The sequence below is a fragment of the Streptomyces sparsogenes subsp. cuspidosporus genome (assembly GCF_039532705.1).
GTDB classification, from domain to species: domain Bacteria; phylum Actinomycetota; class Actinomycetes; order Streptomycetales; family Streptomycetaceae; genus Streptomyces; species Streptomyces sparsogenes.
This window is the reverse complement of sequence record NZ_BAAASD010000017.1, coordinates 19,221-42,705: the sequence shown is the minus strand read 5'-3', so window position 1 is coordinate 42,705 and position 23,485 is coordinate 19,221. Positions and strand designations below refer to the sequence as shown.

Annotated in this window: 18 protein-coding genes and 1 pseudogene; 10 read left to right on the top strand and 9 right to left on the bottom strand. The window is 74.2% G+C overall.

The features are described from left to right. Window positions 1-11 precede the first annotated feature (11 nt). Complete coding sequence (locus ABFY07_RS20940) at window positions 12-1,433, bottom strand: MFS transporter (RefSeq protein WP_346175962.1); 1,422 nt, start codon at window positions 1,431-1,433, stop codon at window positions 12-14. A 233-nt stretch (window positions 1,434-1,666) separates the two neighbouring features. On the opposite strand from ABFY07_RS20940, the gene ABFY07_RS20935 reads away from it, so the two are divergent. The 6 genes from ABFY07_RS20935 to ABFY07_RS20910 are packed head-to-tail and all read left to right on the top strand — an operon-like array spanning window position 1,667 to window position 9,108. Next, complete coding sequence (locus ABFY07_RS20935; RefSeq protein ID WP_346175961.1) at window positions 1,667-3,457, top strand: fatty acyl-AMP ligase; 1,791 nt, start codon at window positions 1,667-1,669, stop codon at window positions 3,455-3,457. Beyond that, window positions 3,454-3,720 (top strand): MoaD/ThiS family protein, encoded by a 267-nt coding sequence (locus tag ABFY07_RS20930; RefSeq protein ID WP_346175960.1) that lies wholly within the window; start codon window positions 3,454-3,456, stop codon window positions 3,718-3,720. Before ABFY07_RS20935 ends, ABFY07_RS20930 begins: the two co-directional genes overlap by 4 nt. Before the next feature lie 6 nt (window positions 3,721-3,726). After that, window positions 3,727-4,557 (top strand): acyl-CoA thioesterase family protein, encoded by an 831-nt coding sequence (locus tag ABFY07_RS20925; protein WP_346175959.1) that lies wholly within the window; start codon window positions 3,727-3,729, stop codon window positions 4,555-4,557. After that, entirely contained in the window at window positions 4,554-6,269 is a 1,716-nt protein-coding gene (locus ABFY07_RS20920; RefSeq protein WP_346175958.1) for an acyl-CoA dehydrogenase family protein, read from the top strand. The genes ABFY07_RS20925 and ABFY07_RS20920 overlap by 4 nt, the downstream gene beginning before the upstream one ends. Continuing rightward, the gene (locus ABFY07_RS20915) at window positions 6,266-6,568 is read left to right on the top strand and encodes an acyl carrier protein (RefSeq protein ID WP_346175957.1); all 303 of its coding nucleotides are present in this window, start codon (window positions 6,266-6,268) and stop codon (window positions 6,566-6,568) included. The genes ABFY07_RS20920 and ABFY07_RS20915 overlap by 4 nt, the downstream gene beginning before the upstream one ends. Continuing rightward, a complete protein-coding gene (locus tag ABFY07_RS20910) occupies window positions 6,565-9,108 on the top strand; it encodes an acyl-CoA dehydrogenase family protein (protein WP_346175956.1) in 2,544 nt (847 codons plus the stop codon). The genes ABFY07_RS20915 and ABFY07_RS20910 overlap by 4 nt, the downstream gene beginning before the upstream one ends. Before the next feature lie 240 nt (window positions 9,109-9,348). Here ABFY07_RS20910 and ABFY07_RS20905 read toward each other — a convergent pair whose 3' ends face one another. Beyond that, window positions 9,349-11,550: a DUF6571 family protein gene (locus ABFY07_RS20905; protein ID WP_346175955.1), complete on the bottom strand. Its 2,202-nt coding sequence runs from the start codon at window positions 11,548-11,550 to the stop codon at window positions 9,349-9,351. An 11-nt stretch (window positions 11,551-11,561) separates the two neighbouring features. Next, on the bottom strand, window positions 11,562-12,071 hold the full coding sequence (locus tag ABFY07_RS20900; protein WP_346175954.1) for a hypothetical protein: 510 nt from the start codon (window positions 12,069-12,071) through the stop codon (window positions 11,562-11,564). 217 nt (window positions 12,072-12,288) lie between these two features. Between ABFY07_RS20900 and ABFY07_RS20895 the strand changes: the two are divergent. Further along, a pseudogene (locus ABFY07_RS20895) lies at window positions 12,289-12,927 on the top strand (GNAT family N-acetyltransferase); the annotation flags it as partial. Between the two features lie 149 nt (window positions 12,928-13,076). Here ABFY07_RS20895 and ABFY07_RS20890 read toward each other — a convergent pair. After that, a complete protein-coding gene (locus ABFY07_RS20890) occupies window positions 13,077-13,568 on the bottom strand; it encodes a MarR family winged helix-turn-helix transcriptional regulator (RefSeq protein ID WP_346175953.1) in 492 nt (163 codons plus the stop codon). Window positions 13,569-13,638: 70 nt separating this feature from the next. Here ABFY07_RS20890 and ABFY07_RS20885 point away from each other — a divergent pair, with 70 nt between their 5' ends. Continuing rightward, entirely contained in the window at window positions 13,639-14,259 is a 621-nt protein-coding gene (locus ABFY07_RS20885) for a carboxymuconolactone decarboxylase family protein (protein ID WP_346175952.1), read from the top strand. A 56-nt stretch (window positions 14,260-14,315) separates the two neighbouring features. On the opposite strand, the gene ABFY07_RS20880 is transcribed toward ABFY07_RS20885, so the two are convergent. The 5 genes from ABFY07_RS20880 to leuA form a co-directional block, all read right to left on the bottom strand. Next, window positions 14,316-15,029 (bottom strand): response regulator transcription factor, encoded by a 714-nt coding sequence (locus ABFY07_RS20880; RefSeq protein WP_065959223.1) that lies wholly within the window; start codon window positions 15,027-15,029, stop codon window positions 14,316-14,318. Further along, window positions 15,026-16,504, bottom strand: coding sequence for a sensor histidine kinase (locus ABFY07_RS20875; RefSeq protein ID WP_428836974.1), 1,479 nt, complete (start codon window positions 16,502-16,504; stop codon window positions 15,026-15,028). The genes ABFY07_RS20880 and ABFY07_RS20875 overlap by 4 nt, the downstream gene beginning before the upstream one ends. A 139-nt stretch (window positions 16,505-16,643) precedes the next feature. Continuing rightward, window positions 16,644-18,848: an MMPL family transporter gene (locus ABFY07_RS20870; protein ID WP_346175951.1), complete on the bottom strand. Its 2,205-nt coding sequence runs from the start codon at window positions 18,846-18,848 to the stop codon at window positions 16,644-16,646. A gap of 159 nt (window positions 18,849-19,007) precedes the next feature. After that, window positions 19,008-19,802 (bottom strand): TerB family tellurite resistance protein, encoded by a 795-nt coding sequence (locus ABFY07_RS20865; protein WP_346175950.1) that lies wholly within the window; start codon window positions 19,800-19,802, stop codon window positions 19,008-19,010. A gap of 153 nt (window positions 19,803-19,955) precedes the next feature. Further along, on the bottom strand, window positions 19,956-21,749 hold the full coding sequence (gene leuA, locus ABFY07_RS20860; RefSeq protein WP_346175949.1) for a 2-isopropylmalate synthase: 1,794 nt from the start codon (window positions 21,747-21,749) through the stop codon (window positions 19,956-19,958). Window positions 21,750-22,078: 329 nt separating this feature from the next. Between leuA and ABFY07_RS20855 the strand changes: the two genes are divergently transcribed. Together ABFY07_RS20855 and ABFY07_RS20850 are read left to right on the top strand one after the other, a co-directional pair. Beyond that, complete coding sequence (locus tag ABFY07_RS20855) at window positions 22,079-23,173, top strand: M4 family metallopeptidase (protein ID WP_346175948.1); 1,095 nt, start codon at window positions 22,079-22,081, stop codon at window positions 23,171-23,173. Window positions 23,174-23,200: 27 nt separating this feature from the next. Beyond that, a complete protein-coding gene (locus ABFY07_RS20850) occupies window positions 23,201-23,467 on the top strand; it encodes a protealysin inhibitor emfourin (RefSeq protein ID WP_065959236.1) in 267 nt (88 codons plus the stop codon). The last annotated feature ends 18 nt before the right edge of the window (window positions 23,468-23,485 follow it).

Below are 23,485 nucleotides of genomic sequence, written 5' to 3'. Positions count from 1 at the left end.
CACCTCCGTTGTCAGGCCTTCGGCGCCGTGACGCGGCGCACGCTCACGGCGGCGAGCACCGCGACGGCGCAGGCGAAGCCGATCGACAGGTACCAGGTGTTACGGGCCCCGCCCAGCGGGTCCCCCGCGGCCGAGGTGACGATGGACACCGCGAGCGCCGTGCCGAGGACGGCGCCGAGCTGGCGGAATGCGGCGTTGGCCGCGCTGGCGGTGGCCAGCCGGCTGGGCTCCACCCCGGCCAGGGCCACCCCGCCGAGCACCGGCCAGACCAGGCCGGCGCCCACACCCATGACGGCCGCCCCGGGCAGCCAGTGGGTGAGGAAGTCCGGGTCCTGCCCGCCGCCCCAGAACAGCAGCAGGGTCCCGCCGATGTAGATGAGACAGCCGGCGACGACGACCAGGGGGTCGCCGAACCTCTCGGCGAGCCGGCCGGCCGGTCGGGCGACCAGGGCGGTGGCGAGCGGCGGGGGCGTGGTGGCCAGGCCTGCGGTGAGCAGGGACCAGTGCCAGTGGCCGGTCAGGAAGAGGATGTTGTTCAGGATGACGGCGTAGAAGGTCACCGAGAACAGCATCGACCCGATGTTGCCGCCCACCGCGTTGCGCGAGCGCAGCAGGTCGAGGGAGACGACGGGGGCCGGGTGGCGTGCGCTGCGCGCCACCACCGCCACCGCCAGCACGGCCCCGGCGGCCAGGCAGCCGAGGGTGCGCGCGCTCGCCCAGTCCCAGTCGGGGGCCTTGACCAGTCCCAGCGCGAGCAGGCCGAGAGAGCCGCCGAGCAGTGCCGCGCCCAGCGCATCGGGGGTGGGGCCGCCGCGTTCGCGCTGCTCGGCGAGGTGCCGGCCGGCCCATACGGCGACGATCCCGATCGGGATGTTCACCCAGAACACCGCCCGCCAGCTCCAGTGCTCGGCGAGCAGCCCGCCGAGGCCGGGCCCGATCCCCGCGGCCAGCGCGGCGGAGGCGCTCCAGAGGGTGATCGCCACCAGGCGCCTGGCCATCGGGAACATGGGCAGCAGCAGGGCGAGCGAGGTGGGGACGAGGATCGCGGCGCCGAGCGCCTGCACCAGCCGGGCGCCGATGAGGACCGCGGCCGAGCCGGCGATCCCGCAGACGCCCGAGGCGAGGGTGAAGGTGGTCAGCCCGACGGCGAAGGCCCGCCGGCAGCCGAGCCGGTCGGCCGCCCGGCCGGCGGGCATGAGGAGCGCGGCGATCACCACGTTGTAGCCGTTGAGCACCCAGGACAGGGTGGGCAGGTCCGTGGCGTCGAAGTCCTCGGCGATGTTGGGGAACGCCACGTTCACGATGGTGCTGTCCAGGAACGCCACGAACGCGCCGAGACAGCACAGCAGGACCAGCCCGAGGGGCGGCTTGGCGGCGGGTCCGTTCGCCACGGCGTCCCGCGTTCCCTCGGGAGCGACCGGTAACTCGGTCATCCGCGTCCTCTCCTGGACAGGCGGGCGGTCTGGGGCACCGTTCCCTCACCCCGGTGAGGCTGATCACGATGCTCGTTGTTACCCGCGAGTGTCAATCCCCCCTGAGGCCCCCTCCCGGACCGGCGGAACAGCCGCCGTGATCACAACGGCCGTTCCCCGAAAGATCGTTGACGATCCGTCAACACTGCTGTAACACTTGCTCGCCGTGTCGATCACGGGGGGAGACGGCTCAGTTGACTGGCTTGGACGGCGGTGAGGCCGAGAGCTTCACGCGGGTGCTGGGGATGCGGGCACAGCGGTCGCCCGACGCCCTCGCCTACCGGTTCGTCGACGCGGACGAGTCGGCCACCGAGATCACGTACGCCCGGCTCGACGCCCGGGCGCGGGCGGTCGCCGCCCGGCTCCTGGCCGCCGCCGAGGGCCCGCCCGGCCCGGCGCTGCTGCTCTTCGCGCCCGGCCCCGACTACCTCGCGGGGCTGTTCGGCTGCTTCTACGCGGGAGTGCCCGCGGTGCCCGCCTTCCCGCCGGACCCGGCGCGCCTGGCGCGGACGCTGCCCCGGCTCGCCGCCATCATCGAGGACGCCGGCGCGGACACCGTCCTGACCACCTCGGACATCGCGCCGCTCATGGCGGAGTGGCTCACCACCGCCCTCGCCGGCCGCACCCCCCGCCTGATCACCACCGACCTGCCGGAACCGGCCGACGACCCGGCGCCCGGCCCGCTGCCCCCGGACCGGCCGGACCGGCTGGCGCTGCTCCAGTACACCTCGGGCTCCACCGCCCTGCCGCGCGGCGTCATGCTCAGCCAGGCCCGGCTGATCGCCAACGCCCGGCAGATCGCCCACGCCTTCGGGATCCACCCGGGCAGCTCGGGCGGCCTGTGGCTGCCGCCGTACCACGACATGGGGCTGATCGGCGGCATCCTCACCCCGCTGGCCACCGGCATCCCGGTCACCCTCATGTCGCCGGTGACCTTCCTGCGCCGCCCGCTGTCCTGGCTGCGCACGGTCTCCCGCTACGGGGCCACGATCACCGGCGGCCCCAACTTCGCCTACGACCTGTGCGTACGGCGCGCGAAGGACGCGGACCTGGAGGGCCTGGACCTGTCCGGGGTCGAACTCACCTTCACCGGCGCCGAGCCGGTCCGCGCCGACACCATGGCGCGCTTCGCGGAGCGCTTCGCGCCCTGCGGCTTCCGGGCCGAGTCGTTCTACCCCTGCTACGGGCTCGCCGAGGCGACGCTGCTGGTCACCGGCGGCAAGCCGCTGAGCGGCTGGCGCTCGGTGCCGGTCGCGCGCGACGCGCTCGAAGGGCACGGCACGGCCCGCCCGGCCGGGCCGGCGGAGCGCGCCAGGTCGCTGGTGAGCTGCGGCCCGCCCGGACCCGGCACCCGGCTGCTGATCGCCGACCCGGCCACCCGCGAGCCGCTGGCAGAGGGCGCGGTGGGCGAGATCTGGGTCGACTCGCCGAGCGTCGCCGACGGCTACTGGCGGCGCCCCGAGGACACCGAGACCACCTTCGGCGCGACGACCGCCGCCGGCGACGGCCCGTATCTGCGCACCGGCGACCTGGGCTTCCTGCTGGACGGGGAGCTGTTCCCGGCGGGGCGGCTGAAGGACCTGATCGTCGTCAACGGGCGCAACCACCACCCGGTCGACATCGAGCGGGTCTGCGAGGCCGAGGTCGCCGGCATCCGCCACAACTGCGGCGCCGCCTTCGCGGTCGAGGACGACGAGGGCGCCGCCGAGCGGCTGGTGCTGGTCTACGAGGCCGACCCGGCGGACCCGGAGCGGCACGCGGCGACCGTCGAGGCGATCCGGCGGGCCGTCTCGATGGAGCTGAGCATCCCGCCGTACGCCGTCGTCCTCGTCCGGCCGCGGACCATCCCCAAGACATCGAGCGGCAAGGTGCAGCGCTGGCTGGCCCGCCGCCACTTCCTCGCCGGCGAACTCGACGAACTCGCGCGCTGGCAGGCCACCACTTCCCCGCAGGCCACCACTTCCCCGAAGGGGCATTCGCAGTGATCTTCAAGGTGCGGGGCGTGCTGCTCCGGTTCACGAACTACGAGAACGAGATCGAGGTCGGCGGCGCCACCGTGCGCGACGGGCTGACCGCCCTGACCGAGCGCTACCCGGACCTGGCCGAGGTGCTGATGGACCGCGAGGGCAGCGTGCGCGCCACCCATCTGATCGCCCTCAACGGCGAGAAGCTCACGCCGACCGAGCTGGACCGGGAGGCCACCGAGGACGACCGGGTGGACATCGTCACCGCGATCTCCGGAGGCTAGCCCCCGATGCCGCGCAGCTCCGCCTACGAGGTCGTGCTCGACGCGAGCCTGTTCACCCCGGACCGGCTCCAGCCCACCGCCGTCGGGCGGCTCGCCTTCCAGGCGGGCACCCGCTGGCTGCGCGACCACGTCTGCGGCCACCGCACGCTGGTGTCCGAACACCGGGTGGGTTTCGTGCTGTGGGCCTGGCAGCTCGAGTACGACCAGCCCCTGCGGTTCCCCGACGCCGACGAGGCGCGGGTCGAGGTGCGCGCCCGGGTGCGCGGCCCGCGCGCCTCCCAGCTGGAGATGGAGATGACGGTCTCGGGCCCGGCGGGCGTGGCGGTGCGCACCCGCGCCGCCTCGGTGCCGCTGCGGCTCACCGGCGACCAGGCGCTCTCCGGCGCGCCGACCACCCTGCCCGACTCCTTCGTGGCGGGCTTCCACGAGGACGAGGTCGAGCGCTCCCCGTATCTGTCGCCGGTGCGCGGGCTGTTGGGCGCGTTCGAGCGCGAGGGCGAGCGGATCGCCTCGCACACCACGACCTTCCGGGTGCACCGCCACCACTGCGAGGTGGCCGACCAGTGGTACTGGGTCGAGTCCCTCGGGTTCGCGGGCGGCGCGCGGGAGGAGTGCGTGCTGCGGCACGGGGGGAGCGCCCCCGAGCTGCGCCGGGCGCTGGCCGAGGGGATCCGCCGGGTCGACGCGACCTGGCTGCGGGCCGGGCAGCTGTGGGATCTGCTGCGGGTGCGCACCACCGCCTACCGGCACGGCGGCGGGCTCGCGTTCGTCCATGAGCTGGGGCTCGCCGAGGACGACAGCGGCGGTCCGTACGCGATCGTGGTGGAGCGCGTATGACCGGGGCAGGGGTGCCGCTGCCCACCTTCGCGGCGGCCGAGGAGCTGGAACGGGCGCTGGGCTGCCCGTTCGACCCCGGCACCGGCATGTCGCTGGCCGCCGGGGTGCGCGCGGACGACCTGGAGGCCGAGCCCGTCGCCGCGTACGAGGCGGCCTGGGCGGCCGGGCTGCACGAGCACCTGGTGCCGGTCGCCGAGGGCGGCCGCATGGGCTCGTTCGAGTCGCTGCTGGCCGTGGTGCGCGCCGCCTCGCGCCGCGAGCCGGCGGTCCCGGTGGGGTTCGGCTCGACGCTGCTGGCCACCACGCCGGTGTGGATCTGGGGCGACGACGCGCAGCGGCGCCGGGTCGCCGAGCTGGCGCTCGGCCGGGCCTGGGGCACCGCCGGGATCAGCGAGGAGGCGGCGGGCAGCGATCTGCTGGCCACCGCCACCCGTGCCGTGCCCACGGGCGACGGATTCGTCCTGAGCGGGAAGAAGTGGCTGGTCGGCAACGGCGGTCGGTCCTCGTTCGCGACCGTGCTGGCCGCCTCGGAGCCGTCCTTCGGGCTGTTCCTGGTGGACTTCGAGGCCCTCGGCGGCGCCGGGGTGCGGCGGCTGCCGAAGGTGCCCACCCACGGACTGCGCGGCCACGACCTGAGCGGCTTCGTCCTCGAGGACTGCCGGGTCGGCCCCGGCGCCCAGCTGGGGCGGCCGGGCCGCGGCATCGAGATGGTCACCGGCATGCTCCAGTTCACCCGGACCCTGGTGGGCGGCACCGGCCTCGGCGTGGCCGACACGGCGCTGCGCATCGCGCTGCGCCACGCGCGCGGGCGGGTGCTGTACGGGGAGCCGGCGCTGGCGCTGGCCCCGGTGCGCTCGCTGCTGGCGCGCGGCTTCGCCGACCTGCTGGTCGCGGAGTGCACCGCGCTGGCCGCGGCGCGCGCCCTGGACGTGGCGCGGCAGCGGATGGCGCTGTGGTCGGCGGTGGCGAAGTACGTGGTGCCCGCGCTGTGCGTGGACGCCGTGGACGCCTGCGGCGAGGTGCTCAGCGCCCGCGCCCATCTGCGGGAGGGCGTCGCCGGCGGGGCGTTCCAGAAGCTGGTGCGCGATGTGGCGATCACCCCGGTGTTCGAGGGCACCCAGCTGGTCCAGCTGGACACGGTCCGCGCCCAGTTGGTCGGCGGGGCGCGGCGGCGGGCCGGGGGACGGCCCGAGGTGCCCCTGCCGCTGCTGTTCGGGTTCGGCGAGCCGGTGACGCCGGTGGCCCCCCGCGACCAGCGGCCCTCGCTCACCTACGGCGGCGCCGACGAGGTGGTCGACCTCCTCGACGAGGCGGTGGCGGAGCTGGGCGACGACCAGGAGCTGGCCGCGCTCGGCCACACCCTGCTGAAGGTCCGCGACGAGACGCGGGAGACGCTGCGCGCGCTGGGGGCGGGGCGCACCTCCGACGCGTACGAAGCCGCCCGCCGCCACTGTCTGGTGCACGCCGGCGCCTGCTGTCTGCACACCTGGCTGCGGCGCCGGGAGGCGCTGGGCGGCCTGGCCGCCGACCGGGCCTGGCTCTCGGCCGCGCTGCGCCGCGTCCTGGAGCGGCTGGGCCTCCCGGCCGGCCCGGACCGGGAGGCCGAGGAGCGGCTGGTGCGCCGGCTCGAAGACCTTGACGACGACGACCGGGCGTTCTCCCTGGTGCCGCTGCGGCTCGCGCCGCGCTCCCGGGGGTCCGTACCGCTATGAGACCAGCCCGTACCCAGGAGGACGCCATCACCACCGAACACCGCGAGGGCACCGCCGAGTCCGCCGGCGCCTGGCTGCCCTCGTTGATCGGAGAACTGCTCGGCCTCGACGGGCGGCGGCTGCCCGTCGACCGGCCGCTGGGCGAGCTCGGCATCGACTCGCTCACCGCGGCCCAGCTGTCCGTCGAGGTCGAGGAGCGCACCGACGTCACCATTCCGCTGGAACGGTTCCTCGGCGAGGAGACGCTCCAGGACCTGGTGCGCGAGCTGGAGCGCGAGGCGCGGGGGGCCGGGGCGTGACGGCCCCCCGCCCAGGGCCCCGGGCGCACGCCGCCGATGTGATGAACCGGGCCCGCCCGGGCCACCGCACCCTGGACGCCGAGGTCGAGCAGGTCAGGCGGGAGGCCCGGCGGCGGTTCGGGGGCTTCGTCCTGGACGTGGCCAACCCCGGCTCCCACTTCCGCAACAAGGAGCACCGGCCGCTCGACAGCCGCGTCTTCGAGCAGGCCGGCGCGCTGGGGCTGCTGGGCTTCTCGCTGCCGGCCGGGATCGGCGGCGAGGGGCGGGACAAGCTCGCCTGGGGCGTGGTGGTCGAGGAGGTCGCCCGCCTCTCGCGCGACCCCGGCTTCGCCGTGCTGCTCGACATCAGCGTCGAGATCACCGAGCTGATCCTGTCCAGCGGCACCCCGGAGCTGATCGAGACCTATGTGCCGGACCTGGTGGCCGGCCGGCGCTTCGGGGTGCAGGGCGCGTATGAGAGCCGGGACCCGTACGACTACCGGTCCACGGCGCGGCTGGACGGCGACACATGGGTGCTGAACGGCGCCAAGCGCTTCCTGGCCGGGGCGGCGTTCGCCGACCTGTTCGTGCTCTTCCTGCGCGACGAGGCGTCCAACGACATGCTGGCGTTCCTGGTCGAGAAGGACGACCCGGGCGTCACCCCCGTGCCCATGGACACCATGGGCATGCACACCATGGGCCTGGGCCAGGTGATCCTGCACGAGGTGCGGCTGCCGCGGACGCGGCTGCTGTGGCGCGCCGACGCGCTCAGCGAGCTGAACACCTACGCGCGCATCCGCCGGACGATGAGCGCGTGCGGGGTGCTGGGCGCGCTGGACGGGGTGACCGAGAACTGTGTCGAGGCGCTGTCCGCGCGCAGGCGCGGCGGGCGCCGGGTGCTGGACTACCCCAACGTCGAGCGGTCGGTCGGCGAGCTGCGCATGCTGTTGCAGTCCGCCCGCGCGAGCGTCTACCGGGCGCTGGACGGCACCCGGTCGCCGGACCGCGACCCGTACTTCGACGAGTTCGCCACCGTCGCCAAGCACCACGCGTCGGAGTGCGCGCTGCGCGTCGGCCGGCTGGTGATGAGCCTTCAGGGCGGCGAGGCGTACATGTCGGCGTTCCCCTGGGAGCGCTTCATGCGCGACATCCTGGGCCTGATCTCCGGTCAGGGCTCGCAGGAGATGCTGCTGATGCAGCTGGGGCAGCGCACGATCGTGGGCCTGGAGGGGCGGCGGGTGCGGGAGGAGGCCGCCGAGCGCGCCGTCGCCAAGCTGGCGGACGGGTGGTGGGCGCTGCACGCCCTCGCGCACGAGGGCGGCGGGGAGTTCGCCGACGCGGCCCGGGCAGTGGTCGCGGCGGCCGGGCCGGACGCGGGGGGCGCGGTCGCCGGGGGCGCGGTCGCCGGGGAGGCCGTCGCCGGGAACGCGGAAGCCGGGGAGGCCGTCGCCGGGAACGCGGAAGCCGGGGAGGCGGTCGCCGGGGGCGCGGAAGCCGGGGAGGCCGTCGCCGGGGGCGCGGAAGCGCGCGGCGCGGTGGCCGCGCTGCTCGACCGCGCCCACGCCCTGGTGGCGGCCGTACGGGCGGGCCGGCCGCCCGAGGCCCTGCCGGAGGGCCCGGCGGGCCTGGTCGAGGGGCGGCTGGCGGGCCTGGCCGAGGGGGTATGGGGCCTGCTGGCGTGCGGGGTGGCACGGGAGACCGGGCTGCTGGCCCGGCTGCTGGAACCCTGCACGGCGCGCGAGGCGGCGGGGGATCTGCCGCCGGCGCTGGCCGAGGGGCTGCTGGAGGCGCTGGTGGGCGCCTCGGTGGTGCACCGGGACGGCGAGGGTCGCTACGCGGTGGCCGAGGGCCTGGAGCGGGTGCTGATCGGCGGCCCGCGCGCCTCGGCGTTCGCCGCGCGGCTGCGGCGCGCGCTGGACGGCGGGGCCCGGCTGCGGGGCGGGAAGCCGGACGCGGGCGGCGCGGCGCCGGCCGGGTGCGGAGGGGAGGCGGCGCCGCTCGCGGACGCGCTGGTCAACTCCCTGCTGGGGAGGCTTGAGGGGCTGCCGGTGCTGCTGGACCGGCCGGGGGCTCAGGTGGGCTGCGCGGCCGGGGACGGCGGCTGGTCGGCGGTCGAGCTGGCGCGGCACATCCCGTTCGTGCCGGTGCTCGCGCTGGAGCCGGAGCCGGTGGCCGCGGACGCGGTCCTGGTCGGCGGCGGGGGCGGTGGGGAGGTACGGGTCCGGGTCGCGGGCCCGGCGGGCTTCGCGGAGGGCGACCGGCTCGCGCTCGCCTGGCTGCCCGCGGCCGGGCTGCCGGCCGGGGAGCTGCGGCCGGCCGTCGAGGCTGCCGTGGCGGCGCTGCTGCCCGGCGGCTGGGTCGTCATGCCGTGCCCGCTGCCGCCGAAGCGCCCCCTGGGGGCCGCGGCGGCCCGCCTGGACCTGGCGCTCGCCGGCGGGCGGGTGCCGGACGAGGGCGAGGTCGAGGGGGTGCTGGCGGCGGCGGGTCTCGGCCATGTGCGGGCCGCGTGGGACGACGCGGCGCTCGGCCTCCGGCTGGTCGCGGCGCGGCGCCCCGCCTGACCCGGGTCCGGGCCCGGGCCGAGGCCGTGGGCCCCGCGACGGCGCGGGGCCCACGGCCTCGGCGAGGCGGGCTCGGTGAGGGGGTCTCGGTGGGGCGGCCTCGGCGGGGCGGTCCCGGTGAGGGGGTCTCGGTGAGGGGGTCTCGGTGGGGCGGCCTCGGCGGGGCGGGCCGGGTGAGGGGGTCTCGGCGAGGCGGGCTCGACGGGGCTGTCTCGGCGGGGCGGCCTCGGCGAGGCGGTCTCAGTAGTCGGCGCGCAGGTGGATCAGGGCCTGGTTGCGGCCCTCGGCGTGCTTGGTCTGGCCGATGCCGATGAGGTCTTTGGTGTAGTTGCTGTCCTCGGCGTGGCCGTGGGTCCTGGCCCACGAGGCGACCATGGAGTCGACCTCCTTCTGGCCCGCCGTGAACTGCTTGGCGTTCTCCAGGGACGCCTCCATGCCGGCTTCCTTGATGCGCTCCCACATGAGGTCGTGCGACTCGGTGCGGATGATCCGGTAGGCGATTTCGACGGGCAGCACATAGGTCTTGGGGACGAACTTCGGGGCCAGGCTGGTGACGCCGGTGAGCCGGTTGTTGAAGTCCCGCTCCCACTGGATCTTCTTGTCGCGGTCGTCGAAGAGGACGTCCGCGCGCACCCCGTCGTACATGCCGAGCGCCGAGGACGCCTCCTGGATCGGCACCCGGGTGTTCTCGGACACCTTCTCCGGCATGCTGGAGAAGGTGTCCGCCACGTAGTGCGCCTCCGCGTTGTACATGTCGGCGTACGCCTCGGGGTCGTTGGCGATCCCGCGCATGATCTTGACGAGCTGGTCCTCGGGGATCGACACCTTGGTGACGCCGTTGTCGACCCACACCCCGTCGTGCGCGCGGTAGACGGTGTTGTCGCGGGCCAGCGTCTGGTGCACATCGGGGGTGTAGTCCATGAGGATGTTCGCCATCGGCCGGCGCAGCGCGAAGTCCAGCTTCTCCGCCCCGCCCGCGTTGTTGAGGGACGCGACGGCCTGGTGCAGCACCCGGGCCTGGGCCTCGGTGTGCTGCCCCAACGGGTGGTCGGTGCCCGGGGCGTAGCCGGTGGCGGCGGCTTCGAGGGCGGCGCCGAGGCCCATCTTGCCCAACGGGTCGTCGTGGACACTGGTCGTGGCGTAGCCGACGTTCGCGAGCTGCGGCCAGTCGCGGTCCTCGAGGAGATAGGCGAGGTGGTCGTTCTTCAGCGGGCCCTTGCCGCCCGGGTCGAGGAACGCGGTGGCGGCGTCGGGGTTCTTTCCCATGAGGCCCAGGACCGCGTCGAGCGGGTCGTTCCGGAAGCCGAAGCCGCCGAAGCCCCACTGGGTCCACAGCGACCCTTTTTCCTTCTTCTCCGCCTTGATGATGTCGTCGCCCAGCGAGTAGAGGTACTGGTCGTCGAACTTGTCGTAGTTGTCGAGCATGCTCACGTACGCCTGGTAGCCGTAGCGCGGCTCGGTCCCGCTGCCGAAGTTCTTGGTGCCGACCTTCCGGACGCCTTCGGTCCACTCGCGGTAGAACCGGCCGTCCGGGCTGTTCAGCCAGGCGTTGAACTCCGGTGAGCCGGGGGGGCGTTCGCTGATGCTCCCCGGCACGGTGGTGGCGGTGGCCACCGAGTGCGCGAGCCCCTGCTCCACGGAGAGGTATTCGGTGTTGACCGAGCCATCGCGGTTGTACGAGAGCCGGGTGAGCTTGTCGCCGAGCCTGATGGCCTCCTCGGGGCCCAGGCCGCCGAGGAAGGTCTGGGTGAAGGGCTTGCTGTCGGCGTTGTTGCGCATCAGGATCTGCATTTCCTTCAGCTCCGCCGGCGACAGCTTCCCGTCGACGAGCTTCTCCCCCAGCTCCGTGGCCCGCCGCCCCTCGTACACCTCGACATCGCCCTGCGCGGCCCCGTTGAAGCCCTTCGGGTCGCCCTTGCCGTCGGTGTCCTTGACGGACTCGCGCAGCGCGAGCTTGACCCCGTAGTCGGCGTCGTCGACGGCCTTGACGGCCTGCTCGATCCGCCGGGTCCAGGAGCGCTCGGTCTCCGGCAGGTCGGGGTCGTGGCGGAGGGAGAAGGCCTCCTGCTCGGTGACCTTGGAGTAGTCGTAGGTGCAGCGGCCGTCGCCGTCGACCTTCATCCCGGCCTTCTCCGCCTCCTTGACCGCGTCCTTGACGGCGGCCACCAGCCGCACGAACTGCCCGTGGGCGTCGCGCAGCAGATCCGCGACGGCCCGGGCCTCCACCTGGGCCGCGTCGAACTCATGGCGGGTCTGGACGGCCAGGTTGAAGGCGGAGTTGGCGCTGATGCCGGTCCAGGACAGGCCGGAGCTGATCTTCTGGACCTTCGTCTGGTACGTCGTCTCCAGCTTCTCGATCTTGTCGGCCATGTCGTCCCACGCCTGGGCCGCGTCGGTCAGCTTGGAGAGGTCGGTGTCCATGACCTGACGGAAGGTGACCATCTGTTTCCCTCTCAGTGGTACGAGGAGGTGAGGGGAAGGGGCAGCGGGGGCTGCGAGCCGCCGGTGGCGGGGATGTTGTACGGGTGGGTGCCGGGCTGGTAGATGCCGCAGAAGCTGTTGCCGGTGTCGAGGTCGGTGCCCAGGAAGAGGGTGTTGGCGCCGCGCAGGGCCTCCTTCTCCCCGCCGATCCGCTTGGCCAGGGCCTTCACCTGCGTCTGCCACTCGGTCAGGACGTGCTTGAGCCCCAGCGCGGTGTCCCAGCCGTGGAACTCGCTGATCGCCGTGTTGGACTTGGTGTCCGCGTCGTCGCCCGCGTTGGTCAGGCCCGGCTCCAGCTCGTCCTCGATCACCCCGGCCGCCGCCTTCTTCTCCGACGCGCTGGTGCACAGCCCGCCGAACGGGGTGACCCCACCCCCGCCGCCGTCGAGTTGGTTGAGCCTCATGCCGCTGGTCCGCGCCGGCGCGGAGTGCTCCTCCCGCGCGGCGGCCTTGAGCTGGGCCCATTCCTCGTCGAAGGACATCGTGCGCTTCCCCCTGTCCCGCTTCCCCCGGTCGCTCCGACCGGCGAGGTGCCGTCGGCTGTCCCTCGGGGATCGTCCGGGACGGCGGAATACGGATCTTTACGGGAATGGAAACAGCAGCCCTACTCCATCTGTAGATCACGAACTCCGCCGCAGGTCAGCGCCCCGTTGACAAAATTGATTCGACGGGAGCCAGGCCATTCGGCAGCCTCTCGTCATGGACCTCCATTACTGGCCGCCCTACGGGTTGCGGCTCACCACGCCACGCCTGGAACTGCGCCTTCCGGACCTGGAACTCCTCGACGAGATGGCCGCGCTCGCGGTGGCGGGCGTCCACGACCCCGCCGAGATGCCGTTCTCCGTCCCGTGGACCGACGGCACGCCGGAGCAGGTCGGGCGCAGCACCTTCCAGCACCTGCTGGGCACCGTCGCGCAGTGGCGCCCGGAGAAGTGGGCCATGAGCTTCGCGGTGCTGCGCGAGGGCGAGGTGGTCGGCCGCCAGGACCTGATGGCAACCGACTTCGCGGTGACCCGGCAGGCGGAGACCGGCTCCTGGCTGGGCCTGGCCCACCAGGGGAAGGGCATCGGCACGGAGATGCGCGCGGCGGTGACACACCTGGCCTTCGAGGGGCTGGGGGCGCGCACCGTGGTCTCGGCCGCGATGCTGGAGAACCCGCGCTCGCTGGGCGTCTCGCGGCGGATCGGCTACCGCCCGGACGGCCTCGAGGTGCTGGCCGTACGCGGGCAGGCCCGCACCCTCCAGCGGCTGCGGCTGGACCGCGCGGGCTGGGAGGCCCACCGCACCGTCCCGGTGCGGGTGACGGGCCTGGAGCCGTGCCTGGAGCTGTTCGGGGTGGCGGAGGGCGAACGGGGCGGCGCGGGTGGCGCGGACCGCGAGGACGGAGGGGACGGCGGGAACGGCGAGGGCGGCAGGAACGGCGGGGGTGGCAGGAACGGCGAGGGTGGCAGGAACGGCGAGGGCGGCGCCTCGCGCTAGCCGGGTGCTCAGGCGCCGAACCACCCGGCCGCGTCGAGGCGCAGGGCGCCCCGGGGCACCATGACGCTCAGGTCGTCCTCCAGGTCGCGCAGCCGCTCGGGGCCGAGCGCGACAGCCCACTGGGCGCGCAGCTCCTCGAAGATGGCGGCCGATCTGGCGAGCGAGTCCATACCGCGCGGGGTCAGCCGGATCACCTTGCGCCGGGCGTCCGCCGGATCGTCGGCGCGCACGGCGTAGCCAAGCGCCTCCAGGCGGTCGGCCGTCTTGCCCGCGGCCTGCTTGGAGACGCCGAGCCGCCGGCCCAGCTCGCTGGCGGTGGCGCCGTCGCGGCCGATGGCCTGCATGGCGAAGCCATAGGCAGGGCGGACCTCCGGGTGGCCCTGGCGGGCCAGCTCGGCGTGCAACTGGTCGATGAGCGACCGGAATCCGGCGAACAACAGCAGGGGCAGCTCATAGCCCGGCCGGTCCTGGGCCCGGGCGCGCTGGGTGTCATCGGCCATTGCGCAACTCGACAACCTGGTTTACGTTTTCGACAACCACGTTGTCCATCCTAGGCCAGGGAGCTTCGCCATGCCCACACACCCGCCCGCCCCATCCACCCCGTCCGCCCTGTCCACCCCGTCCACCGTCTTCGTCGACCACACCCTGGAGTCCGCCCCGGCCGCCTCGCGCGGGCTCATGGAGACCATGACCCGGCGCCTGGGCTACCTCCCGGCGCCGGCCGGCCGGCTGGCCGCCTCGCCCCAGCTGCTGGACGGCTTCCTCAAGCTCAGCGGCCTGTTCGAGACCACGACGCTGGACCCGCTGACGCGCGAGGTGGTCATCCTCACCATCGCGACCCGCAACGCCTGCCACGTCTGCGTCGCCATGCACACCGGCAAGCTCACCGCGCTGGGCGCGGACCCGGAACTCATCGCCGCGCTGCGGGAGCGGCGCCCCCTGCCCGACGAACGGCTGGACGCCGTACGGGCCTTCACCGTCGAGGTGGTGGAGCGCGCGGGAGCGGTCGGCCCCGACGCCCTCGACGCCTTCCTCGCCCACGGGTACACCCCGCGCAACGCCCTGGAGGTGGTGCTGGGCATCGGCGCCTACACCCTGTCCACCCTCGCCAACCGGATGACCGACGCCCCGCTGGACGAACAGCTCGCCCCCTACGCCTGGTCCGAGCCCGCCCCCGCCCCCGCCGCCTGAGCGACCGCCCCGCGTCCGGCGGCCGGCCCGGACCGCCTCGCGTCCGGCGGTCGCATTCAGCCCGCCTCGCAGCGCGACGGGGTGACCAGGCCGCACTCGTAGGCCGTGATGACCAGTTGGGCCCGGTCGCGCGCGTCGAGCTTGCCCATGATCCGGCTGACATGGGTCTTGGCTGTCAGCGGCGAAAGGCCGAGCGCCTCGGCGATCTCCGCGTTGTTCAGCCCACGGGCGACGAGGGTGAGGACCTGGCGCTCCCGCTGGGACAGCGCGTCCAGGCCGGCGGGGGCGGTGGCGGCCGGGGGCGGCGCGGCCGGGAGGCGCAGCACACGGGCGATGAGGCGGGCGGTGGGGCCGGGCGACAGCAGGGACTCGCCGGCCGCCACGGTCCGTATGGCGTCCAGCAGATCGGCGGGCCGGGTGTCCTTCACCAGGAATCCGGAGGCGCCGGCGCGCAGCGCCTCGACGATGTGCTCGTCGGTGTCGTAGGTGGTCAGGACGAGGATCTTCACCCCGGCCAGGTCGTCGTCCGCGGCGATGCGGCGGGTGGCCTCGATGCCGTCGAGGTCGGGCATCCGGATGTCCATGACGACCAGGTCGGCGCGCGTGGCACGGGCCAGTTCGACCGCCTCCCGGCCGGTGCCCGCCTGCCCGACGACCTCCATGTCACGGGCCGACTCCACCAGCATCGCGAAGGCGGCGCGGACGAGCGTCTGGTCGTCGGCGAGCAGCACCCTGATCGGAGTGTCCGGGGCCGTTCGCGGGGCGCTCATGGGGTTCCTCCTCGTTCGGTGCTCGGCTCGTCCGTTCCAGGGCCGCCCGGTCCAGGGCCGCGCGTTCCAGGGCCGCCCGTTCCAGCGCCGCCCGGTCCTTGGGCGTTGGGCGGCTCGCCGCGCTCCCGCGCGCCCCTGCCGTACGGCAGTGTGGCCGTCACCGCGAAGCCGGGGCCGTCCCGGCGCGGCCCGGCGGTCAGGGTCCCCGCCACGCTGCGGGCGCGCTCCCGCATGCCGACGAGGCCGTAACCCCCCGGGCGGTCGGCGTCCCCCGGCGCGGGCGCGCGGTCGCCCGAGGGGCCGTCGTCCACGGCCTCGACGCGCAGCGCGTCCCCGCCGTCCCGGGCCACGGAGAGCCGCACCCGGGTGCCGGGCGCGTGGCGCACGGCATTGGTCAGGGCCTCCTGCGCGATGCGGTAGATGGCCGCGCCCACCGCGGGCGACAGGTCCGGCTCGGCCACGTCGACGGTCAGCCGCACCCGTACCCCCGCCGCCTCGGCGGCCGCCGCCAGGTCGGCGAGACCGGCCAGCCCGGGCGGCGGGCCGGTGCCGCCGCCGTCCGCGGTGTCGGCTTCGCCGCCCTCCCCCGCCCGCAGCACCTGCAACGTGGCCCGCAGTTCGGCGCGGGCGTCGCGGCAGGTGTCGGCGATGGAGTCGAGCGCCTTGACCAACGTCTCGCGGTCGAGCCGCTCCGGGTCGGCGACCAGCACATGGGCGGCGACCGAGGTCTGGACGCCGATCAGCGTGATGCTGTGCGCCAGCAGGTCGTGCAGGTCGCGGGCGATCCGCAGCCGCTCCTCCGCGACCCGCCGGGCGGCCTCCTCCTCCCGGGTCCGCTCGGCGCGCTCCGCGCGCTCGACGATCGCCGCGACGTACCGGCGGTGGATCCGCACCGCCTCGCCGATCACCACCACCGACAGCACCCAGCCGGAGGAGCGCAGCACCTCCGTGGCACCGTGCGGCCGGCCGCCCCACGACATGACCGTCACCATGATCCCGATCACGAAGGTGACGGTGAGCAGGGACCGCAGGGGCGGGCCGCAGACCGCGAGGGTGTAGAGGGCGATCAGCCCGGGCGGCACGGCGGCGATGTGCTCGTAGTTCAGCGCGTGGTACGGCCCCACCATGAGGACGACCGCCACGGTGACGAGCATCGGGCTGCGCCGGCGCCCGGCCAGTGCCACGGCGCTGCCGACCAGCAGCGCCCACCCGACCGCGTCCAGGCGGCGGTTGCCCGCCCCGTGCACGAACAGCGCCAGAGCGCACTGCACGGCGAGCACGGCCGCCGCGAGCGCCGCGTCGGCCCGCCGCGGGGAGGCGGCCCCGGCCCGGCCCCCGGCCCCGCCGGGGCGCCGGTGCAGGGCGCGCAGCACGCGGCCCGGCAGGGCTTTGGGGCGTGGCGCGGGCGGCGCCGGTCGCCGCTCGGGCTCGGTGAGGGTCTGTGCGGGCACGGGTCCATCCTCGGGGATCGGCATCTGCGCGGGCCATGCGCGTGCGGAGGGGGCTTCCCCTTTGCCGCCGCTTCCCGACGCCGTACGACGGAGTACGACGCCGCCCGGCGGCACCCGACGGGCTGGCGGCACCCGGCCCAGGGCCCGGGGGGAGGAGCCCCCGTCAGCGGCCTCCACCCGCCCCGGGCGCGGGGGACTCGGGCGCGGGCGTGCCGGGCGCGGGCGTCCCGGGCGCGGCCGGGCGGCGGGAGAGCGCCCCCGGCCACCACACCCAACGCCCCAGCAGCAGGCTCGCCGAGGTCACCAGATAGGTGCGGACCAGGAACGTGTCGAGCAGCACCCCGACCGCGACGACGAAGCCCATCTCGGCCAGCATCACCAGCGGCAGCGACCCCAGGACCGCGAAGGTGGCCGCCAGCACCACGCCCGCCGAGGCGATCACCCCGCCCGTGGTGCGCAGGGCGGTGATCGCCGCCTCGGAGACGTCCGCGCCGCGCAGGGACTCCTCCCGCATGCGGTGCATCAGGAAGATGCCGTAGTCGACGCCGAGGGCGACCAGGAAGACGAACGACAGCAGCGGCAGTCCGGGGTCGATCCCCGCGAAGCCGAACACCGGCTCGAAGAAGAGGCCGCCGAGGCCCATCGCCGCGCCCCAGACGGCCACCACGGCGACGACCAGGACGAGGGGCGCGACCAGGCTGCGCAGCAGGGCGGCGAGGATCAGCAGGACGGCGAGGAGGACGAGCGGGATGACGAGCGTCCGGTCGCGCGCGTTGGTGTCCTTCAGGTCGAGTTCCTGGGCGCTGGGCCCGCCGACGCGGGCCTCGGCGCCCGCGACCCGGTCGAGCCCGGCGCGCAGTGCGCGGATCGTGCGCTCCTCGCCCGCCGACTGCGGGGGCGCGGTGGCGTAGACGTCGATCTCGGTCCATCCCCCGCCGCTGCGGCCCCGCTCCGCCGCGACCCCGTCGGTGGCGCGCGCCCGGGCGAGCGCCTGTCCGGCGCGGTCGGTGTGCGCGAGGACGCTGATCGGCTGGCTGCTGCGCTCGGGGTAGGCCTCGGACAGGGTCTTCATGGCGGCGACGGACTCGGGGGCCTGGGTGAAGGTGTCCGCCTGCTTGAGGTAGCCGGGCAGGTTGAGGACGCCGAGCGCGAGGGCGCCGAGCAGCGCGCCGCCGGCGAGCAGCACGGTGCCGGGCCGGCGTCCCGCCGAGCTCCCCATGGCGGCGAACAGGCCGCGCCGGGCGCGCGGCTCGCTGCCGTACGCGGGGATCAGCGGCCAGAACACCCGGCGGCCGAGCAGCACCAGCACCGCGGGCAGCAGCGTCAGCATGGCGGCGAGCGCGCACACCACACCGACCGCGCCGACCGGCCCGAGGCCGCTGCTGCTGTTGAGGTCGGCGGCGAGCAGGCACAGCAGCCCGGCCGCGACGGTGCCGCAGGAGGCGAGGACGGCCGGGCCGCAGCCGCGCAGGGCCGCGCGCATCGCGTCGTACGGGAGCCGGTGGCGGCGCAGCTCCTCGCGGTAGCGGGAGACCAGCAGCAGGGCGTAGTCGGTGCCGGCGCCGAACACCAGGACGGTCATGATCGACGAACTCATGCTGGTGACGACGAGGTCGAAGCCCTGGACGAGACCATAGACGACGGCCATCGCGGCCAGCGCGGCCACCCCGACCACCGCCAGCGGCACCAGCCACAGGAACGGGCTGCGGTAAGTGAGGACCAGCAGCAGGGCGACCACGCCGACGGTGGCCAGCATCAGGGTGGAGTCCGTGGAGGCGAACACCTCCTGCGAGTCGGCGCCCAGCGCGCCGTCGCCGCCGACCCGGACGCTCAGCCCCGCGGGGTGGTCGGCCAGTGCGGCGCGCACGTCCTTGATGGCGTCGGCGCGCGCCTTCTCGTCCTTCAGCCCGGTGAGCGCCATCGGGTACATCACGGTGGTGCCGTCCCGGGACGGGATGGCACGCGGCGGCCCGCCCTGGACGGTGTGGTGGCGGCCGGCGACCCGGGCCACCTGCGCGTCGGCCGTCTCGCGGTCGGCGGCGGTCAGCCCGCCGTCCCGCCGGTAGACGAGGACGAGGTCGGTGGTGTCGCCGCCGGGCAGCGCCGCCTGGAGTTCGGCGACCTGGGTGGAGTCGGCGCTCGCGGGGAGGTAGTCGACGGCCGTGTCGCGCTTGGCGTCGCCCAGCCGGCCCGCGAAGGGCACGGCGACCAGGAGCGCGAGCACCCAGACGGCGATGACCGTCCACGGCAGCGCCCGGCGCCGGCCCCCGGCGCGCGCCGACCCTTCAGACTCCCCTGGTTTCCCCGGCTCCCCCGGCTCTCCCGGCTTTCGTGGCGAGGTGGTGCGCGCCTGTCGCGTGGTCTGCATGCCCTCCAGACTCCCGGCGCATGGCGGGCGAATCGTCGCACCGGCGAGGGAGATGACGGCTACTGCGACGGGCGCGCGGCGGGCCCGGTTACTCCCGGGGGAGTAACGAACCGGCGGGCCCGGCCCGGCTCGGAAGGGCCCCGCTCAGGAGGGCCCCGCTCAGAACGGCGCGCGGATCGCGGCCAGCAGCCGGGCCGTGTCGTCGGGGCAGATCATCAGCGCCCGCCCCACGGTCTCCAGCACGGTCCGCTCCGCCGGCCGGTACGGGCCGTCGGCCACCGCGATCCGGGCGCCCTGCAGCAGGATGGACTCCCGCCCCGTCGGCGCCAGATGCGGGGCGAGCGGCTCCAGGGCCTCGTGGAGCTCGATGGCCAGCGCGGTGCCGCACGGATCCAGGCCGTCCCGCCCGATGTCCCGCCCGGCCTGCCCCACGGCGCCGGCCGCTCCGGCGGCTCCCGCGGCTCCGCCCGGGCCCGTGGCCCCGGCGTCGTACGCGGCGGCGCCGGGCAGCCGTCCGGTGTCGGCGGCGAGGGCGGCGATGAGCTCCAGCAGCTGCTCCTCGCCGCAGTCGGGGAAGCCCGCGGCCCGCACCGCGCCCACCGCGGCCTGCCGCACCGCGGGCGAGTCGGTGCCGCCCGCGGCGAGCACCGCCAGGGCCACGGTGTGCACGGCGTCGCGCAGCATCGCGGAGAAGCGGGTGGTGGTGGGGTGGTCCAGCGCCTCGGTGCCGAAGCGGCCGCCGCAGGCGGCGCACTCGACGACCGGGGCGACCGGTCCACGGGGCAGGACCGGGAGGCCGAGGACGACGATACGGCGGCGGCCGGTGCGCCGGCGGTAGTTGCGGTCGCCTCCGCAGTCGGGGCAGAAGAACTCGCCGTCACCCACGGTCCGCCATAGGGTGCGGACGCCTATCACACACAGGTCCCGGTCGCGTCGGGCTCGCGCGTGCACCACGTCACACCTCCATAACGCTTCGGCCACATTGCCGCGCTGACGTGATGCTAGCCACATCCATGATGTGGCGTCAGTACCCCGAACGGAGACAACAGGCCAAACACGCGCCCCGTCCGCCGCGCCGGGGCCGAGCGGCGGACGGGGCCGGGTGACTCAGCGGGTGGCGCGGTTGACCGCCGAGACGACGGCCTTCAGGGAGGCCCGCACGATGTTGGCGTCGATGCCGACCCCCCACAGCACCTTGCCGTCGATCGCGCACTCGATGTACGCGGCGGCCTGCGAGCCCGCGCCCTCGCTGAGGGTGTGCTCGGAGTAGTCCAGCAAGCGTACGTCCACGTCGATGGCGGCCAGCGCGTCGAAGAACGCGGCGAGCGGACCGTTGCCGGAGCCGGTCAGCACGGTCTCGGCGCCGTCCACGACGGCCTCGACGGTGAGCGCGTCGGTGCCCTCGCTGGTGGTCGAGGTCTGCGCGGTGCGCAGCGAGATCCGGCCCCACCGGTTGTCGTCGGTGGGCAGGTACTCGTCCTGGAAGACCGACCAGATCTGGGCCGGGGTGACCTCGCCGCCCTCGGCGTCGGTCTTGGCCTGAATAATCTTCGAGAACTCGATCTGCATCCGGCGCGGCAGGTCCAGCTTGTGGTCGTTCTTCAGGACATAGGCGATGCCGCCCTTGCCGGACTGCGAGTTGACCCGGATGACCGCCTCGTAGGAGCGACCGACGTCCTTGGGGTCGATCGGCAGGTACGGGACCGCCCACTCGATCTCGTCGACCGTCTTGCCCTGCTCGGCCGCGCTCGTCTCCATCGCCTCGAACCCCTTCTTGATGGCGTCCTGGTGGGAGCCGGAGAAGGCGGTGTAGACCAGATCGCCCGCGTAGGGGTGGCGCGGGTGGATCTCCATCTGGTTGCAGTACTCGGCGGTGCGGCGGATCTCGTCGATCTGGGAGAAGTCGATCTGCGGGTCGACGCCCTGGGAGAAGAGGTTCATGCCCAGCGTCACCAGGTCCACGTTGCCGGTGCGCTCGCCCTGCCCGAACAGGCAGCCCTCGATGCGGTCCGCGCCCGCCATGATCGCCAGCTCGGCGGCGGCGACGGCGGTGCCGCGGTCGTTGTGCGGGTGGACGGACAGGCAGACGTACTCGCGCCGGGACAGGTGGCGCGACATCCACTCGAAGCGGTCCGCGTGGGTGGAGGGGGTGGAGCGCTCGACGGTGGCGGGCAGATTGAGGATGATCTCCCGGCCGTCCTCGGGCTGCCAGACGTCCATGACGCCCTCGCAGACCTCCAGCGCGAAGTCCAGCTCGGTGTCGGTGAAGATCTCGGGGCTGTACTGGTAGCCGAAGACGGTCTCGTCGCCCAGGATCTTGTCGGCGTACTCCATCACCAGCCGGGTGCCGTCCACCGCGATCTGCTTGACCTGCTCGCGCGAGCCCCGGAAGACCACCCGGCGGAAGACGGGGGCCGTGGCGTTGTACAGGTGGACGGTCGCCTTGTGGGCCCCGCGCAGGGACTCCACGGTGCGCTCGATCAGCTCCTCGCGCGCCTGGGTGAGGACGGAGATCGTCACGTCCTCGGGGATCGCGCCCTCCTCGATGATCGACCGTACGAACTCGAAGTCGGTCTGCCCAGAGGAGGGGAAGCCGACCTCGATCTCCTTGTAGCCCATGCGCACCAGCAGGTCGAACATCTCGCGCTTGCGGGCCGGGGACATCGGGTCGATCAGCGCCTGGTTGCCGTCGCGCAGATCGGTGGACAGCCAGCGGGGCGCGGCGGTGATGCGCTTGTTCGGCCAGGTGCGGTCCGGGATGTCCACGGCCTCGTACTGGCCGTACTTGTGGATCGGCATCCCGGAGGGGCGCTGGGTGACGGTCGCGGCGGTGATCGGCGTACGGCGGCCGACCGGGTTCGAGGTGGTCGCGGCGGTCGCAGAAGGGTCGGGCGTGCTCATGATGAGGGAGGCTCCTCGTATGTCCGCTGGGCGGCCGACGAGGCGTGTGCACCGCAACGCCGAACTCCGCGGGGAGGGGGTCGGCCTACGACTACAGGCCCTCGCCGCGGCAGCTAAGAAGAAGCAGCCCGAAACGCATGATGCCCAGCAGCCTAACCGAGACCCACGGGACCGGCCGACCCGTATCACTATGCGGGATGCGCGTCTCCCGCCCACGCCCCGCGCATACCCCCGCTCTCGTCACCCCAGAATGCCCATTAACCACTCGATTTCGGGAATCGCGACTCCAAGGCGTGACAACGACCGGACACGGTGCCACATTGCCTCGCATGGACGCCAACGCCACCACCTGCGCCGTTTTCTGCACCATCGTGCCGCCGCACGTCCTCGACAAGCTGGCGCGCGCCGAAGACCCCGCGCTGTCCGGGCCCGCCCGCCGCACCCTGGAGCGGGACGCCCTGGAGCGCACCCGCCGCCGCATCACCACCGTCCGCGCCCTCGCCGCCCCCACCGGAGCCCCCTCCGACAAGCCGAAGCGCACCATCTTCGACGCCGGGCGCAAGGAGCACCTGCCGGGGAAGAAGGTGCGCGGCGAGGGCGGCCGGCCGACCGCCGACGACACGGTGACCCGGGCCTACGACGGGCTCGGCGCGACCTTCGAGATGTTCCTCAAGTCCTACGGCAGGCACTCCATCGACGACTCGGGGCTGCCGCTGAACGCCACCGTCCACTACGGCGAGGACTACGGCAACGCCTTCTGGAACGGCGAACAGATGGTGTTCGGCGACGGCGACGGCGAGATCTTCAAGGACTTCACCATCCCGGTCGACGTGGCGGCCCACGAACTCACCCACGGCGTCACCCAGTACACGGCCAACCTGGACTACTTCGGCCAGTCGGGAGCGCTCAACGAGTCCATGTCGGACGTCTTCGGCTCGCTCACCAAGCAGTTCCAGCTCGGCCAGACGGCCGAGGAGGCCGACTGGCTGATCGGCGCCGGGCTGCTGGCGGACCGGGTCAGCGGGGTCGCACTGCGCTCCATGAAGGCCCCCGGCACGGCGTACGACGACGACGTCCTCGGCAAGGACCCGCAGCCCGCGACGATGGACGACTACGTGCGCACCTCGCGCGACAACGGCGGTGTGCACATCAACTCCGGCATCCCCAACCACGCCTTCTACCTCGTCGCCCGGGCCCTCGGCGGCCACGCCTGGGAGCGGGCGGGGCAGATCTGGTACGACGCCCTGACCGGCGGGGAGCTGGCCTCCGACGCGGATTTCGCCGACTTCGCCCAGCTGACCGTGGCGGCGGCGCAGGCGCGGTACGGGAAGGGCGAGGAGCAGCGGGCGGTGCTGGAGGCCTGGACCAAGGTGGGCATCTCCGACCTGCGGGCCCGGATGGGGACGGTCGTGGGGGCGCGCTGACGGCGCCCACCGGGTACTGATGGACGCATGCGCATTTCCGTCACCCGCACCGGCGGGTTCGCCGGTATCGAGCGTCGGGCCGAGCTGGACACCACCGGCCGGCCCGACGCCAGGCACCTGGAAGCCCTGGCCCACCAGGCCGTCGAGACCGGGCAGATCACGGCCTCGCGCGGCGTCCCGGACGGGTTCCACTACGAGATCGCGGTGGACGGGCGGACCGTCCACTGCGCCGATCCGCACCTGAGCGACGCCCAGCGGGAGCTGGTGCGCACGGTCCTCAAGGAGGGCGCGTAGCTCACCCGCACTCGCCCG